The organism is Actinoplanes sp. DH11, assembly GCF_020873875.1.
Taxonomy (GTDB): Bacteria; Actinomycetota; Actinomycetes; order Mycobacteriales; family Micromonosporaceae; genus Actinoplanes.
This window is the reverse complement of sequence record NZ_JAHWGU010000008.1, coordinates 95,048-110,664: the sequence shown is the minus strand read 5'-3', so window position 1 is coordinate 110,664 and position 15,617 is coordinate 95,048. Positions and strand designations below refer to the sequence as shown.

General features: G+C 70.9%; 15 protein-coding genes. 5 read left to right on the top strand and 10 right to left on the bottom strand.

Going from position 1 to position 15,617, the window contains the following annotated elements; all coding sequences use genetic code 11:
- Positions 1-142 precede the first annotated feature (142 nt).
- Genes LPA41_RS13760 through LPA41_RS13740 form a run of 5 tightly spaced genes read left to right on the top strand, consistent with a single transcriptional unit; the run spans position 143 to position 5,342 of the window.
- The gene (locus tag LPA41_RS13760; protein WP_229070722.1) at positions 143-1,189 is read left to right on the top strand and encodes a sugar ABC transporter substrate-binding protein; all 1,047 of its coding nucleotides are present in this window, start codon (positions 143-145) and stop codon (positions 1,187-1,189) included.
- Positions 1,186-2,703 carry a sugar ABC transporter ATP-binding protein gene (locus LPA41_RS13755; protein ID WP_229070719.1) on the top strand — a complete coding sequence of 506 codons (1,518 nt, stop codon included), beginning with the start codon at positions 1,186-1,188 and terminating at the stop codon, positions 2,701-2,703. The genes LPA41_RS13760 and LPA41_RS13755 overlap by 4 nt, the downstream gene beginning before the upstream one ends.
- A complete protein-coding gene (locus LPA41_RS13750; protein ID WP_229070717.1) occupies positions 2,700-3,701 on the top strand; it encodes an ABC transporter permease in 1,002 nt (333 codons plus the stop codon). Before LPA41_RS13755 ends, LPA41_RS13750 begins: the two co-directional genes overlap by 4 nt.
- A gap of 57 nt (positions 3,702-3,758) precedes the next feature.
- Complete coding sequence (locus LPA41_RS13745) at positions 3,759-4,613, top strand: amidohydrolase (RefSeq protein WP_229070715.1); 855 nt, start codon at positions 3,759-3,761, stop codon at positions 4,611-4,613.
- A gap of 57 nt (positions 4,614-4,670) precedes the next feature.
- On the top strand, positions 4,671-5,342 hold the full coding sequence (locus LPA41_RS13740) for a FadR/GntR family transcriptional regulator (protein ID WP_229070713.1): 672 nt from the start codon (positions 4,671-4,673) through the stop codon (positions 5,340-5,342).
- Positions 5,343-5,415: 73 nt separating this feature from the next.
- Here the strand turns inward: LPA41_RS13740 and LPA41_RS13735 are convergent, their stop codons facing one another.
- The 10 genes from LPA41_RS13735 to LPA41_RS13690 form a co-directional block, all read right to left on the bottom strand.
- Positions 5,416-5,727, bottom strand: a complete 312-nt coding sequence (locus tag LPA41_RS13735; RefSeq protein ID WP_229070711.1) for an L-rhamnose mutarotase — start codon at positions 5,725-5,727, stop codon at positions 5,416-5,418.
- Complete coding sequence (locus tag LPA41_RS13730; RefSeq protein ID WP_229070709.1) at positions 5,724-6,380, bottom strand: LUD domain-containing protein; 657 nt, start codon at positions 6,378-6,380, stop codon at positions 5,724-5,726. The genes LPA41_RS13735 and LPA41_RS13730 overlap by 4 nt, the downstream gene beginning before the upstream one ends.
- Positions 6,377-7,843, bottom strand: a complete 1,467-nt coding sequence (locus LPA41_RS13725) for a LutB/LldF family L-lactate oxidation iron-sulfur protein (protein ID WP_229070707.1) — start codon at positions 7,841-7,843, stop codon at positions 6,377-6,379. The genes LPA41_RS13730 and LPA41_RS13725 overlap by 4 nt, the downstream gene beginning before the upstream one ends.
- Entirely contained in the window at positions 7,840-8,580 is a 741-nt protein-coding gene (locus tag LPA41_RS13720; RefSeq protein ID WP_229070705.1) for a (Fe-S)-binding protein, read from the bottom strand. The genes LPA41_RS13725 and LPA41_RS13720 overlap by 4 nt, the downstream gene beginning before the upstream one ends.
- Positions 8,580-9,575: an aldo/keto reductase gene (locus tag LPA41_RS13715; protein ID WP_229070704.1), complete on the bottom strand. Its 996-nt coding sequence runs from the start codon at positions 9,573-9,575 to the stop codon at positions 8,580-8,582. Before LPA41_RS13715 ends, LPA41_RS13720 begins: the two co-directional genes overlap by 1 nt.
- Positions 9,572-10,333: an SDR family NAD(P)-dependent oxidoreductase gene (locus LPA41_RS13710; RefSeq protein ID WP_229070703.1), complete on the bottom strand. Its 762-nt coding sequence runs from the start codon at positions 10,331-10,333 to the stop codon at positions 9,572-9,574. The genes LPA41_RS13715 and LPA41_RS13710 overlap by 4 nt, the downstream gene beginning before the upstream one ends.
- A complete protein-coding gene (locus LPA41_RS13705) occupies positions 10,330-11,697 on the bottom strand; it encodes an L-fuconate dehydratase (RefSeq protein ID WP_229070702.1) in 1,368 nt (455 codons plus the stop codon). The genes LPA41_RS13710 and LPA41_RS13705 overlap by 4 nt, the downstream gene beginning before the upstream one ends.
- Complete coding sequence (locus tag LPA41_RS13700) at positions 11,694-12,545, bottom strand: fumarylacetoacetate hydrolase family protein (protein WP_229070701.1); 852 nt, start codon at positions 12,543-12,545, stop codon at positions 11,694-11,696. Before LPA41_RS13700 ends, LPA41_RS13705 begins: the two co-directional genes overlap by 4 nt.
- Before the next feature lie 182 nt (positions 12,546-12,727).
- Complete coding sequence (locus LPA41_RS13695; RefSeq protein WP_229070699.1) at positions 12,728-14,257, bottom strand: hypothetical protein; 1,530 nt, start codon at positions 14,255-14,257, stop codon at positions 12,728-12,730.
- A 269-nt stretch (positions 14,258-14,526) separates the two neighbouring features.
- On the bottom strand, positions 14,527-15,597 hold the full coding sequence (locus tag LPA41_RS13690) for a LacI family DNA-binding transcriptional regulator (protein WP_229070697.1): 1,071 nt from the start codon (positions 15,595-15,597) through the stop codon (positions 14,527-14,529).
- Positions 15,598-15,617 lie beyond the last annotated feature (20 nt).

Sequence of the window (15,617 nt, the reverse complement as noted above, 5' to 3'; positions counted from 1 at the left end):
GAGTATTACGGCAGCTCCTCGCGGTGTAACGAGGACCAACGAGATCAAAAGTCGAGTCGCTGCTCTTGCCGGGATGATGCATCGCTGTTAAACATCCGATGTGTACGGGCCTCGCCACGCCCGACCTGGGAATGAGGGATTCATGACACGGCTTTTGCGTTCCACCGGCGCCGCCTTGGCCGCGGTTGCCGTCCTGACCGCCACGGCCTGCGGTGGCGGATCCGAGACCACCGCCTCCGGCGGCGACGGCCGCCCGCGGATCGGCCTGGACCTGCCCCGCGCCGACTCCGATTTCTGGAACTCTTATGCCAAGTACGTGCCCGCCTACGCCGAGGAGGCCGGCGCCGAGCTGATGGCACCGACCAACTCGCAGAACGACGTCGCCAAGCTGGTCGCCAACAGCCAGGCGCTGGTCAGCCAGGGCGCCCAGGCTGTCGTCATGGCGCCGCAGGACACCGGCGCCATCGCCTCCACGCTGGCCATGCTGGAACAGAAGAAAATCCCGGTCGTCACCGTCGACACGCGCCCCGACAAGGGCAGAGTGTTCATGGTCGTGCGCGCCGACAACCGCGCGTACGGAGAACAGGCTTGCGAGTTCCTCGGCGAGAAGCTCGGCGGCAAGGGCAAGGTCGTCGAGTTCCAGGGATCGCTGTCCTCGGTCAACGGCCGCGACCGCTCCGAGGCCTTCGCCCAGTGCATGAGCACGAAGTTCCCGGGCATCACCGTCTTCGCCGAGCCCACCGAGTGGGAGGGCGCCAAGGCGTCCGCGGCCCTGCAGACCCGGTTGGCCCAGCACCCCGACATCAACGGCATCTACATGCAGGCCGGCGGCGTCTTCCTGGCGCCGACACTGCAACTGCTGCGCGCCAAGGGTGTGCTCGTGCCCCCGTCGGACCCCCAGCACATCACCATCGTCTCCAACGACGGTATCCCGCAGGAACTCGAGGCGATCCGCAAGGGCGAGATCGACGCCACCGTGTCGCAGCCCGCCGACCTGTACGCCAAGTACGCGACCTTCTACGCCAAGGCCGCGATCGACGGGACGACATTCAAGCCCGGACCCACCGACCACGACAGCACCATCGTCGACCTCGGCAACGGCGTCCTGGAGGACCAGCTCCCCGCCCCGCTCGTCACGGCCGGCAACGTCGACGACGCCGCGCTGTGGGGAAACCAGATCGGCAGATGACGATGCCCGGCACCACGGCCGCCGTGGAGGCGAGCGGCATCAGCAAACGCTTCGGCGCCACCGTCGCCCTCGCCGACGCGCGCCTGACGATCACCCCCGGCTCCACCCACGCGCTGGTCGGGCGCAACGGCGCGGGCAAGTCCACGCTCGTGTCGATCCTGACCGGCCTGAACCGGCCGGACAGCGGTACCCTGCGCTTCGACGGCGAGCCGGCGCCCGCACCGGCCGACCGGCGTCGCTGGCGGCAGCACGTCGCCTGCGTGTACCAGAAGAGCACCGTGATCCCCGAGCTCAGCGTGGCCGAGAACCTGTTCGTCAACCGGCACGCCGAGGCCGTACCCGGCGCCAGGTCACCGTGGATCCGCTGGCGGGCGCTACGCGCCGCCGCCACCGACCTGCTCGACGAGTACGGCATCGCGGTCGACCCGGCCCGCCCGGCCGGTGACCTCGGCGTCGAGCAGCGGCAGCTCGTCGAGATCGCCCGCGCCCTGTCGGCCGGGGCCCGGTTCGTCATCCTCGACGAGCCGACCGCCCGACTCGACGCCGACGCGATCCAGCGGCTGTTCCAGCGCATGCGGGTCCTGGCCACCGCCGGCGTGACACTGCTGTTCATCTCCCACCACCTGCACGAGGTGTTCGACGTGTGCGACACCGTCACCGTGATGCGCGACGCCCGCTGGGTGCTCACCGCGCCGGTGTCCGAGATCGGCCGCGACGCTCTGGTCGACGCGATGACCGGCGAGGGGGCCGGAAGCATCGCACCGCCATCACGGCAGCCGATCACCGGAACCGCGCCCGCGGTGCTCGACGTGCACAGGCTCGATCTGCCCGGCGGCTACCACGACGTCACGCTCACCGTGCGGGCCGGGGAGATCGTCGGGGTGACCGGTTCCGGCAGCAGCGGCAAGGTGGCGCTCGCCGAGACGGTGGCCGGCCTGCGCCGCGCCGCCGCCGGCACGGTGCGGGTCCGCGACGTGCCGGTACGGCCGGGCAGCGTCCCGGCCGCGCTGGCCGCGGGTATCGGACTGGTTCCGCAGGACCGGCACCGCGAAGGGCTCGTGCCGCTGCTGTCGGTGGCCGAGAACGCGACGATGCCGATCGGGGACCGGCTCGGACCCGGCTCGGTCATCCTGCCCCGCCGGCGTGCCGCCGTGGCGAGCGAGATGGTCGCCCGCTACGACATCAAGACCGGCGACCCGGCCGAGCCGGTCGCCAACCTGTCCGGCGGCAACGCGCAGAAAGTCGTTCTGGCCCGCGCCCTGTCGACCGACCCGGACGTGCTCGTGCTCATCGCACCGACCGCCGGCGTCGACGTGCGCTCCAAACAGACGCTGCTCGGCGCGGTCCGCGACGCGGCCGCCGCCGGCACCGGCGTGCTGCTGATCTCCGACGAGATCGACGACCTGCGGCACTGCGACCGGGTGCTGGTGATGTTCCACGGCGAGGTGACAGCCGAATTCGCCGCGGGTTGGGACGACGCGGCTCTGGTGGCCGCAATGGAGGGTATCCGTTGACCGCGATCTCACCGGCCGTCGCGCCACCCCGCCGGGTGGTGCGCCTGGCCCGCTTCCGTGACCTGGCGTTGCTACCCGCCATCCTGGTACTGCTGCTGGTCGGCGTCCTGATCGACCCGGTGTTCCTGACCGCCACGAACCTCACCAACGTCATGCAGCAACAGACCGAACTGGCCCTGGTGGTGCTGGCCGAGGCGCTGATCCTGATCAGTGGCAAGTTCGACCTGTCGCTGGAGTCGGTCGTCGGCCTGGCACCCGCGCTGGCCGTGGTGCTTGTCGTCCCGGCCGCCGCGGGCGGGTTCGGCACCGGGTGGGCGACCGCGCTCGCGGTGCCGCTCTGCCTGCTGGTGGGTGCGGCGGTCGGCGCGTTCAACGGCCTGCTCATCCTGCGGCTGCGGTTGTCGGCGTTCATCGTGACGCTGGGCATGCTGATCGTGCTGCGTGGCCTGCAGATCGGCATCACCGGCGGGCAGAACCTGTTCGAGCTGCCGCCGTCGGTGCTCTACCTGGGCAGCGCGGTGTGGCTGGGCCTGCCGGCGTCCGTCTGGATGACCGGGCTGCTGTTCGCCGCCGGCATCGGTGTGCTCGGCTATCTGCGGCAGGGCCGGGCGCTGTACGCGATCGGCGGCAACGTCGACGCCGCGCGGGCCGCCGGTGTGCGCACCGACCGGGTGGTGTGGACCGTCCTGATCGTCGGTGGCATGCTTGCCGCGCTGGCTGGACTGCTGATGACCGGCCGGCTCGGGTCAGTCGCGGCGGCACAGGGCGACGGCATGATCTTCACGGTGTTCGCCGCGGCGGTCATCGGCGGGATCAGCATGGACGGCGGCAAGGGCACGCTGTTCGGCGCGCTCTGCGGCGTGCTGGTGCTCGGCCTGATCAACAACATCCTCACGCTTGCCGGGGTGTCGGCGCAGTGGATCCAGGCCATCTACGGCCTGGTCATCCTGGTGGCGCTGATGCTGGCCCGGCTCACCACCGGAAAGGCGCAGGACTGAGATGGCCGTGGAGATCACCCCGCACCCGGAGCGGCGACCGGGCGCCGGGCACAGGTGATGGTCACCGTTGACGCCCACCATCACCTGTGGACCGCCCCGGAGCAGTACCCCTGGCTGGCCGACGCTGCGATGAGCCCGATCCGGCGGCCGTTCACCGTCGCGCAGCTGCAGGCGCAACTGCGGGCCAACGGGACCGACCGGTCGGTGCTCGTCGAGGGGGCGCGCTGCGACGATGCCGAGTCCGGCGACCTGCTGCGGTGGGCGGCCGAGGCGCCGCAGATCGCCGGGGTGGTCCTCTGGGCCGAGCTGAGCGATCCGGTGCTGGCGGCCGGCCTGACCCGGCAGCTGCGCCGCCCCGGCGGCGACCGGGTGGTCGGGGTGCGCGCCCAGGTGCAGGCACACCCGGACCCGGATCACCTCGACCGCCCGGACGTACGCCGGGGCCTGCGGGCGGTGGCAGCGGCCGGGCTGGCGTTCGACCTGGTCGTCCGGGCCGATCAGCTGGCGTCGGCGGCGCGGGCGGCGGCGGCGGTGCCGCAGCTGCGGTTCGTGCTCGACCATCTCGGCAAGCCCCCGGTGCGGGCGGGCGCGGCCGGGCTGGCCCGGTGGCGCGGGCCGTTCGCGGCCCTCGCCGAGCAGCCCAACGTCACGGCCAAGGTGTCCGGACTGGTGACCGAGGCCGACTGGACGACGTGGCGGGCCGGGGATCTGCGCCCGTTCGTGCGCGAGGCGCTGGACCGGTTCGGCCCGGACCGGCTGATGTTCGGCTCCGACTGGCCGGTGTGCCTGCTCGCCGGCAGCTACGGCCGGGTGCGCCGGGCAGTGCTGGAGGCGCTCGGGCCGCTGTCACCGGCGGCTTCGGCCGCGATCCTCGGCGGCACGGCCACGCGCGTGTACCGGCTGCGGGTCTGACGCCGGCGGTCGGGGCGTCGCCCGTACCCTGATGTTTTCTTTCGCACGGAGGCAGTGATGGCCCTTACCGACGAGGCGATCGGCAAGATCAAGTCGATGATCACGTCCGGCGAGCTCGGGCCCGGGGACCGGCTCCCCCGGGAGGGCGACCTCGCGCAACGCCTCGGGCTCTCGCGCAACTCGCTGCGCGAGGCGGTCAAGGCGCTGTCGATCATCCGGGTTCTGGACGTGCGCCAGGGTGACGGCACGTACGTGACAAGCCTCGCCCCGCAGTTGCTGCTGGACACGCTCGGTTTCGTCGTGGACTTCCATCAGGACGACACCGTGCTGGAGTTCCTGGAGGTCCGGCGCATCCTGGAGCCGGCCGCCACCGCGCTGGCCGCGCAACGGATGAGCGACGCCCAGGTCGCCGGGCTGCAGGCGGTGATCGACGGTCTCGGCGACACCCAGGACGTCGAACGGCTCGTCGCGGGCGACCTGGAGTTCCACCGGCTGATCGCGCTCGGCTCCGGCAACACCGTGCTGTGCTCACTGCTGGACGGGCTGTCCGGGCCGACCACCCGGGCCCGAATCTGGCGCGGCGTCACGCAGGAGGGCGCGGTCGCCCGGACCCGCGAGCAGCACCAGGCCATCGTCGACGCGATCGCGGCGCGCCAGCCCGAGCTGGCGCGGTCCTGGGCGACCGTGCACGTGGCCGGGGTGGAGGAGTGGCTGCGCAAGGCGCTGTGAGCTGATTCGGCGTAAGCGCCGTCCGCACCCGGGAGGCACGCGGCGGGAGGCACGCGCGGTCAGCGTGCCGCGATCACAGCTCCCAGACCACCGGTAGACCGGCGCCGGCGCCGTTCGGGGAGTAATCGTGGGTGACGTCGAGCAGCCCGGCCATCCGGGCCTGCCAGGCGACGTTGACGGGCAGGCGCTCCAGCTCGGCGAGCAGCCGGCCGTAGTCCTCGCACTCCAGCAGGTGGAACAGGTCGACGCCACTGCGCCAGATGGTCCACGAGCTCGCGCCGGCGGCCCGGATCGCGGCGGTGAGTTCGGCGGGCACCACCCGGTGGGCAGCCTCGTACTCGGCGATCCGGTCCGCACGCACGCGGGTGTGCAAAGCAATTCTCATGGCTGCTCCCGAGGGGTGTCCGAGGGGTCGGCGATGACGACGTCCAGGACGCGAGGTCCGTGCACGCCCTCCACGCGGTCGAGTTCGATGTCGCTGGTGGCGGACGGTCCGGAGATGAAGGTCAACGGCCGGGACGGGTCCAGGCGCGCGAGGGCGTCGGGAACGTCGGCGGCGAACTGATCGGCCCGGATCACGCACAGGTGGTAGTCCGGTACGAGCGTCAAGGCCCGCCGGCCCTGTCCGGGGCCCGCGTCGAGCACGAGAGTCCCGGTGATCGCGATACCGGCCGCGGCGAGGGTCAGCGTCCCGTCGAGCGCGTCCAGCGACGGCACGTCGAGCGGTTCACGATGCCACTGCCAGTCGCCGGGCGGAATCAGACCGGACGGGAAGCCGTCGGGCAGGGCCAGGTTCCGCACACCACGGGTGGTGAGGACAGCGGCGAGGGTGGCGGCCAGGCCGGCCCGGCCGGCGTGGGTGACGGTGGCACGGTAGTCGCGTACTCGTTCGGTGAACAGGGCGACCAGGTCACCGCCGGGGCTGGTGTGGCTGCGGCGGTAGTCGCGCGGAACCGGTACGTCGTCGGGGCTCTCGTCGGCGGGTACGTCGGCCAGGGCGGCGGCGATGCGCCTCAGGATCGCGTCGCGGCTGGTCATCGGTCACTGTCCCGGTTCTTGCGCCACCAGCTGCGGAAGGACTCGGCGGGCAGGGCCGGGGTGTCCCGGGTGGCGGACCAGCCTCGCAGCGGTCCGGGCAGCCGTCCGATGCGGCCGTCCCGGGCGATGGCCCGGCTCCCCAGAGAACCGGCCTTCTGGGCGGCGTCGAACAGGGCCGGAGAGCCGAGGACGGTGGCGGCGGCCGTCATCGTCATCGCCTCAGCCGTGGGCAGCCGTCTGCGCGCACGTTCGGACTCCACCACCCCGGCCCGGAGATGGGCGAGTAGCGCCGGAATATCGATCTTGACAGGGCAGGCGTCGTAGCAGGCGCCGCACAGGGTGGAGGCGAAGGGCAGCGTGGCGGCCCGGTCGATGCCCGCCAGCTGCGGCGTGAGGACGGCGCCGATCGGCCCCGGGTAGACGGAGCCGTAGGCGTGGCCGCCGGTGCGTTCGAAGACCGGGCAGACGTTGAGGCAGGCGGAGCAGCGAATGCAGGCCAGCGCTTCGCGGCCGACGGTGTCGGCGAGGGTGTCCGTGCGGCCGTTGTCCAGGAGCACCAGGTGGAACCGGGACGGTCCGTCACCGTCGGTGATGCCGGTCCAGGTGGAGGTGTACGGGTTCATCCGCTCGCCGGTGGCGGAGCGGGGCAGCAGTTGGAGGAAGACCTCGAGGTCGGACCAGGTGGGCACCACCTTCTCGACGCCCATGACAGTGATCAGCGTCTCCGGCAGGGTCAGGCACATCCGGCCGTTGCCCTCCGACTCCACGACGACGAGCGTCCCGGTGTCGGCGACCGCGAAGTTGGCGCCGGAGACAGCGACCTTGGCGGTGAGGAATTTGTGCCGCAGATGCTGCCGGGCGGCTTCGGCGAGTTCGGCCGGGTCGTCGGTGAGGTCTTCCGGTGCGGGGCGTCCCCAGCGGCCCATCTCAGCGGCGAAGATGTCGCGGATCTCGGTCCGGTTCCGGTGGATGGCCGGAACCAGGATGTGTGACGGGCGGTCGTCACCCAGCTGCACGATGAGTTCGGCGAGGTCGGTCTCATAGGCGGTGATCCCGGCGTCGAGGAGATGTTCGTTGAGGCCGATCTCCTGCGTGACCATGGATTTGACCTTCACGACCTCCGTCTCACCGGTCTCGCGGATCAGGTCGGTGACGATGCGGTTGGCTTCGGCGGCGTCACCGGCCCAGTGCACGATGCCGCCGGCTGCGGTCACCGTCTGCTCCAGCTGCACCAGGTACCGGCCGAGATGGCGGGCGGTGCGCCTCTTGATCGCCGCGGCCGAGTCGCGCAGGGCCTCCCAGTCGTCCAGTTCGGTGGCGGCAGCGTGGCGCTTGGCGCGGATGGTGGTGGTGGCCCGTTTCAGGTTCGCCCGCAGCTGGGTGTCGAGCAGGGCGGTGCGGGCGGCGTCGGGAAAGGTGGGGGAGCCGAGCCAGACGACGCCGCGATCGGTGGGTGCGGTCATGACGCGCCTCTCTCGGTGGCGGCGAGAATCTCGGCCAGGTGCATGGTCCGCACACGGCTGCCCTGCCGGGACAGCCCGCCGCCGATGTGCATCAGGCACGAGTTGTCGGCAGCGCAGAGCACGTCGGCGCCGGTTGCCCGGACCTCCGCGGTCTTGTCGGCCAGCATGGCCCCGGAGGTTTCCGCGTTCTTCACGGCGAAGGTGCCGCCGAAACCGCAGCACGAGTCGGCGCCCGGCAGCTCCACGAGGTCGATGTCGCGGACTGCGCGCAAGAGGCTCAGCGGCCGGTCGCCCAGGCGCAGTCCGCGCAGCGAATGGCAGGTGGGGTGATAGATGACCCGGTGCGGGAAGCGCGCGCCGACGTCGGTGACACCGAGGACATCGGTGAGGAACGCCGTGAACTCGTGTACCCGGGGCACGATGTCGGCGATCCGCTGCTCGTCGACGCCGTCCCCATGTCGCTCCGCCAGCAGCGGGTAGCCGTCGCGGACCATGCCCGCGCACGAGGCGGACGGCGTGACCACCGCGTCGTACCCGGCGAAGACACGCGCGAAGCGGGCGGCGAGGGAGGCCGCTTCCGGGCGGTACCCGGTGTTGAAGTGCATCTGCCCGCAGCAGGTCTGTTCCGGGGGGAAGTCGACGGTGTGACCGAGCCGCTCCAGCACCGTGAGCACCGCCCGGCCGGTGCCCGGGAAGAGGGTGTCGTTGAAGCAGGTGACGAACAGGGCGACGCGCATCAGTGCTCCCGCACCGGCGTGGGCACGGCCGGCGCCAGCAACCCGCGCTCCCTCAGCTCTGCCCAGAGCTCGTCCGGGACGGGCCGCTGGAGCAGGGTGGCGGCGTCCCGGACCTCTGCGGCGCTGCGGGCGCCGAGCAAGACGCTGGCGACGGCCGGGTGACCGTACGGGAAGCGCAGCGCGGCGGCACGTAGCGGTACGCCGTAGCGCTCGCAGACGGCTTTCAGATCGAGGCTGCGGGTCATCAGTCCGTCGGGCGCGGTGGCGTAGTCGAAGGTGGCGCCGGGCCGCGGGTCGGCGAGCAGACCGGAGTTGAAGACGCCGCCGATGACGACACCGACGCGGCGCTCAGCAGCGAGCGACAACACCTCGGCGTGGCCGCTCTGGTCGAGCAGGGTGTAACGGCCGGCCAGCAGGACGGCGTCGATGTCGGTGTCGCGGATGAAGCGGGCGAGCAATCCGGTGCGGTTCATGCCGACGCCGATCGCGCCGAGCACCCCCTCGTCGCGCAGTCTTTCCAGCTCCGGATAGGCCTCGCGCAGGGCCTGCTCGGCGTGGTCGTCGGGGTCGTGGAGATAGGCGATGTCGACCCGGTCGATGCCGAGACGTTCGAGGCTGTCGTGCAGGGAGCGGCGGACGCCTTCGGCGCTGAAGTCCCAGACGCGTCGGTGGGTGGCCGGCACGGCGAAGCCGTTCGGGTGGTCGTCGCCCCCGGCGGCCACGGGTTCGAGCAGCCGGCCGACCTTGGTCGACACGGTGAACGCGGACCTCGGCCGGCCGCGCAGCGCGGCGCCGAGCCGCCGCTCGGACAGCCCCAGGCCGTAGTGCGGCGCGGTGTCGAAGTACCGCACGCCGGCGTCCCAGGCGGCGGCAACGGCGTGTTCGGCTTGTGTGTCGGTGATCGGGGTGAACAGGTTGCCGATGCCGGCCGCGCCGAAGGAGAGCGCGGTGACCGGCACGGCACTGTGCCCCAGCCGGTCCTGCCGCGAGATCACGGCTGGGCAGCGGGGCGCAGACGCAGCCCCGCCATGCCGCCGTCGACAGCGAGGGCGGTCCCGGTGGTGCTGCCGGCGGCCGGTGAGACCAGGTAGGCGATCGCGGCGGCCACCTCGTCCGCGGTCACCAGACGGCCGGTGGGCTGCCGGGCTTCGAGTGCGGCACGCTCGGCCGTCGGGTCCGCGGCGGCGGCCAGTAGCCGGCCGACCCACGGGGTGTCGACGGTGCCCGGGTTGACGCAGTTGACCCGGATGCCCTCGCGAATGTGGTCGGCTGCCATGGCCAGGGTGAGCGACAGCACGGCCCCCTTGCTCGCCGAGTAGAGCGCGCGCTGCGGCAGGCCGGCGGTGGCGGCGATGGAACAGAGGTTGACCACCGAGGCGGCCCGTGACACGCGCAGGTACGGCAGGGCGGCGCGGGTGATCCGCACGATGCCGAGCACGTTGACGTCGAGTACCTGGTGCCACTGCTCGTCGGTGTTGTCCGCGACGGTTCCGGCGGCGCCGATGCCGGCGTTGTTGACCAGGATGTCAATCCCGCCGTATGCATCGGCGGCGTGGCCCACGGCCGAGCGTACGGAGCGGTCGTCGGTGATGTCGGCGGCAAGACCACGCAGGGGGGAGGGCACACCGTGGGGATCGAGGTCGAGGACCGCGACGTTCGCGCCGCGCTCGCTGAGCAGCTGGGCCGTGGCCAGGCCGATGCCGGAGGCACCTCCGGTGACCAGGGCGGTGAGACCGTGCAGATCGTTTGTCACGCGTCGACCTCCATGGGCGTGCCGGACGTGCCGGCGACGGCGTCGGTCACCCAGAACGTGCCGCCGGGATAGGTGTACGTATCGAGGCTGGACTGGTGCATGGTGGCGGAGAAGCCCGGCGAGCTGGGTGCCCGGTAACAACCGCCGCTGATCACCACCGGGTCCACGAAGTGCTCGTGCAGGTGGTCGACGTACTCGATGACCCGGTCATCGGTGGTGCCGGTGAGGGCGACGTAGTCGAACATCGACAGGTGCTGGACGAGTTCGCACAGGCCGACACCGCCGGCATGCGGGCAGACCGGGACGCCGAACTTGGCGGCGAGCAGCAGAATCGCGAGATTCTCGTTGACGCCCGCGACCCGGACCGCGTCCAGTTGCAGGATGTCGACGGCGCCCGCCTGCAGGAGCTGCTTGAAGACGACACGGTTCTGCACGTGCTCGCCGGTGGCTACCTTCACCGGCTGTACGGCACGTCGGATGGCGGCGTGGCCGAGGACATCATCAGGGCTGGTGGGTTCCTCGATCCAGTACGGATCGAACGGTGCGAGCGCAGTGATCCACTCGACTGCCTCCCCGACGTTCCACCGCTGGTTGGCGTCGATGGCTATGCGAATGTCCGGTCCCACGGCCTCGCGGGCGGCGCGGCAACGGCGGATGTCGTCCTCGAGGTCGGCGCCGACCTTCAGTTTGATCTGGGTGAATCCGTCGGTGACGGCCTGCCGGGCGAGGCTGGCGAGTTTCTCGTCGGAGTACCCCAGCCAGCCGGGGGACGTCGTGTAGGCGGGATATCCGCGGCGTCGCAGGGCGGCGGCTCGCTCGCCGGCGCCCCGCCTGCCCCGCCGCAGCAGCTCCAGCGCCTCGTCGGGGGTCAGCGCGTCGGTCAGGTAGCGGAAATCGATCTGAGAGACCAGCCAGGCGGGGTCCGCATCGGCGAGCAACTGCCACAGCGGCTTGCCCGCGCACTTGGCCGACAGATCCCAGACGGCGTTGACGACCGCCCCGATCGCCATGTGCATGACGCCCTTCTCCGGTCCGAGCCAGCGCAGCTGGCTGTCGCCGATCAGGTCGCGGTAGAGCCCGCCGGGGTCGGCGCACAGCTCGGCGACGGAGCGTCCCACGACGTGATCGCGCAATGCGTCGACGGCGGTGACCTGGACGTCGTTGCCCCGGCCGATGGTGAAGGCGAAGCCGTGACCCTCCGGTCCGCCGGACATGGTCCGCAGCACGACGTACGCGGCGGAGTAGTCGGGGTCGGGATTCATCGCGTCGGACCCGTCGAGTCCTCGTGAGGTCGGGAAGCGGATGTCATAGGTGTCGACGGCGGTGATCCGCGCGGAGGTGCTCGACAAGTCGGTGCCTTTCACGCGGCGATGAAGGTCTGGCGCTGGGTACCGAGTCCCGCGATGGACAGCTCGACGGTGTCCCCGGAGCGCAGGTAAGGGGTACCGGGCAGGCCGAGAGCCACGCCTGCCGGCGTGCCGGTGTTGATGACGTCGCCCGGACGCAGCACCATGTACTGGCTGAGATACCAGACGAGATGCGCGACGTCGAAGACCATGTTCCTGGTGGTGCCGTTCTGGCGTACCGCGCCGTTGACCGACAGGTGGAGGCCGAGAGTCTGTGGGTCGCCCACCTCGTCCGGGGTCACCAGCCAGGGCCCGAGCGGGTTAAAGGTCTCACAGGACTTGCCGAGGTCCCACTGGTGTGAGTACTCGAGCTGGAACTCCCGCTCGGAGACATCGTTGCTGACGGCGTAGCCGGCGATGTGGGCTGCGGATTCGGCGGGCCGCGCCAGATAGCGGGCTTCGGCGCCGATGACGACGGCGAGCTCGACCTCCCAGTCGGTCTTGACCGAGCCTCGCGGGATGCGGACGGCGTCGTAGGGGCCCACCACTGTGGCGGGGTCCTTCATGAAGACCACCGGCCGCTCGGGGACAGCGGCACCGGTCTCCTCGGCGTGGTCGCGATAGTTCAGGCCGACGCACACCACCTTGCCGGGCCGGGCTACCGGAGCCCCGATGCGAGATCCCGTCAGGTCCAGGGGTGGCAACGTCCGCCGGGCCAGCGCGCGCCCGACGCGGTCGGCGCCACCGCCGGCGAGGAAAGGCCCGTCGATGTCGGAGGTGAGATCGGTGAGTGCGTACGCGGCACCGTCCTCGTCGAGGACGGCTGGCACCTCCGCGCCTGGCTCGCCGACCCGCAGCAGCTTCATGATGTGCTCTCCTGGACTGACAACTGCGATACATAGGATGTTTTTGCGACCTGAGCATACGAGGGCGCCCCGAATCCCGCAATGACACGCACGGCACTTCTCGCCGACTAGTGAATCATCCTATGTCTGGCGGGCGCGGGCCCGGTCTGCAGACCGGGCCCGCTTTCCCTGCCGAACCGCGATCAGCCGAGCTGCCACCAGAACAGCTCTCCGGTGCCGCCACCCATGAACTTGACCAGTTCGTATCGGCCGTTACCCCGCGCCGTCAGGACCGGCGAGACGACCTGGCCGGTCGCAGCGTTCAGCATGCGCAGCTGATCGGGGCGGACCGAGCCGTCGGAGAGGTCGAAGGTCAGCGTGACGTTCTGCGCGGTGTCGGCGCTGGAGCCGCCGGTTCCGTACTCGTCGGTCCTGTCGGCGTTGGGCAGCGCCAGGGCGTTGACCACCATGAAGGCGGGCGTGCCGGGGTTGGTGAATATGCCCGCCGACTCCTCGGCCGTCATGCCCGGGATCGGGCGGAAGGTGCCGACGAGGATGTCACCGGGCAGTCCGCCGTTGGCGCCGCCGACGTTGGCGGCGGCGATTGCCGACAGCCGGGTCTGCGGGTCCAGACCGGGAGCGAAGACATCGAGCCAGGGCTGAGTGTTGTACCCGCCGCTGTTGCGCCCCATGACGAGAAAGGCCTTGTGGCTGCGCAGCCGGGACAGGTACGGCGAGAACGCCTTCATCCGGGCGTTGAGCGTGGTGTACCGCTGGGCCTGCCGGGTCGGGCCGCTGCCGGCGTCCTTGCGCACCAGCAGGGACGTGGGATGTGCGTCCTTCTCCCAGCGGAACAGGTTGAGCCACTTGCCGCCCAGGGCCCAGGTGACGTAGCTGACGACTGATTGCTCCGACTCGGAGACGACCCGGTTTCCGCCTTCCTGGGAGGGTGCGTTCCCGGACCGGAACCCCATCGTGTACTGGCCGAAGGCGATGGGGTTGGTGAAGGATTGGTCGTTGCCGCCCAGAGCGAGCCAGCGGTATCGGGCGGTGTTGTTGTACAGATTGGTGATGCTGCCGCCCACGTGGTTGGAGCTCATCGAGAAGTAGTACTCGTCGAAGGTGAGAAGGTCGGGCCGGACCACGGCCATGAAGTTCTTCATCTGCGTGTCGTTCCACTGGCCCGCGTACTGATTGGTGTGCATCAGCGCGTTCGGAGCCTCCTGGCGCAGCTTGGCCGTGAGTGGCACCAGCCAGTCCAGCAGCTGCTGGGAGTAGTTCTCCTCGTCGCCGAAGCACATGCTGAACAGGTCGCCGGCGCGAGCGCGTTGCGCCGCGGACAGCACCGGCCTGGTGAGGTCCGGAGGTGTGGACGGGGTCAGATGCACGCCGGCCGGGCCCTTGGCCGCCGCCCAGGTGTAGCCCGGCAGGCCCGCCATCAGCGCGGCGTCCCACAGCGGCGGGTCGTAGAACGTCGGGGTGGTGAAGCCGCTGTCCCGGAAGCGCTGCGGGGTGGGCTGCCAGCGACCGTCGGTTGCCTGGGCGACCCAGGCGCAGTGCACCAGGCCGCGTCGGATGAACGCGGCATCCACCCTGGACAGGCTGCTGGCGGCTGCGGCCGGTGAGGCGGACAGCGTGCTGCCCAGCCCCAATCCTGCGGCTGCGGCGGCGCCGAGGCCGGTGGCGCGGAGGACCGTGCGACGGCTCACCGTGGAGGGAGTGTGATCCCGCATCGATTGTTCCTTCCGGGGGAGGACAGCCGCCGCGGCACCGGATCGTCGCGGTGCCGGGCAGGCCGGGAGAGTTGCCGCTGCGCCGAGGCCGCGCAGGACGGTGGCGCGGACGGGGGAGCGCAGACGGCGAAGTATGTCGATCTCCGATGATTAGTCATCGGGTCTATTTCTGTCAACGGTGCGGATATAAAAGATCGTTCGCCGCGCTTCAGGCGGTTTGCCGTTTTAGCGAAGGTGGAGACATCGGATGCGTGCGCCGCGGTGGTCTGTCAGCGCGCGGATCGCGCCTCTCCGCGGAGCGGCCTGGATGCGAGCCGTGCGGACCCGCGCACCACCGCCGTGGAGGGCAAGGTCACGGTGACCGGCGCGGCAGTGGCCGGAGTCCGGGAGCGCGGGCCGGCCGAACCGAGACGGTCCACCAGGGTGTCCACTGCAGCGGCGGCCAGGTCGCGCAAGGGCCAGTACACGGTGGTCAGCTCACCGATCCCGTAGTCACCGAGCTGATAGCCGCCGAAGCCGATCACCGAGATGTCATCGGGTACGGCGAGGCCGAGCTCGGCGCACGCCTGCAAGGCGCCCACGGCCAGCAGATCGTCGGCGCAGAACAACGCCCCGAGGTCGCGGTGGCGGGTCAGGGCCTCGCGCGTGGCGGCCAGTCCCGCGGGCGGCAGCCAGGACTCCGCCTCGAACACGGCGATCCGTCCGGGAAAAAGTTCCTGAACCACATCGAGGCGCTCCGTGCGGTACACCGGCCCGACGAGAACCCCCAGACGCTGGTCGTCCGCGATGTCCAGCCGGGACAGCACGTCACGCACCCCGGGCCGCTCGTCCGCGTGCACGTGGGCGATGCCGGGCCGCTGCTCGGAGGATGAGTCGAGTGACATCCAGACGACGGGCACGTCCATGTCGACGAGCCGCTGGCCGGCGAGAGCGTTGCGCGGCGAGTACTCGCAGACCACCCCGGCCAGATCCACGTCGGCAAGCATCCGGTCGATGTAGCCGGTGTCCTCCCCGTGCTCCGGCTGCACTACCGGGAACAGCAGGCGTTCGCGGGCCTGCGCCCGGACGATTGCTGCGGTGAGGACGTCGTAGACCACCGGGACGTAGGGTGAGGGCGGCAGGGCGGCGAGCAGCAGCCCGAGTGTGTGGGAACGACCGCCACGCAGGGCCTGCGCCGACGCCTGCGGAACATACTGCAGCTGCAGTGCGGCTGCGCGGACCCGCTCCACCGTCGCCGGAGCCAGCCTGAGTTCCTCGGCGCGGCCGTTGAGGATGTTGGACACGGTGCTCGGTGCCACTCCCGCGAGACGGGCGACGTCACTGCGTGATGCGCGGGCCATGGCGCAAGTTTGACATAGGC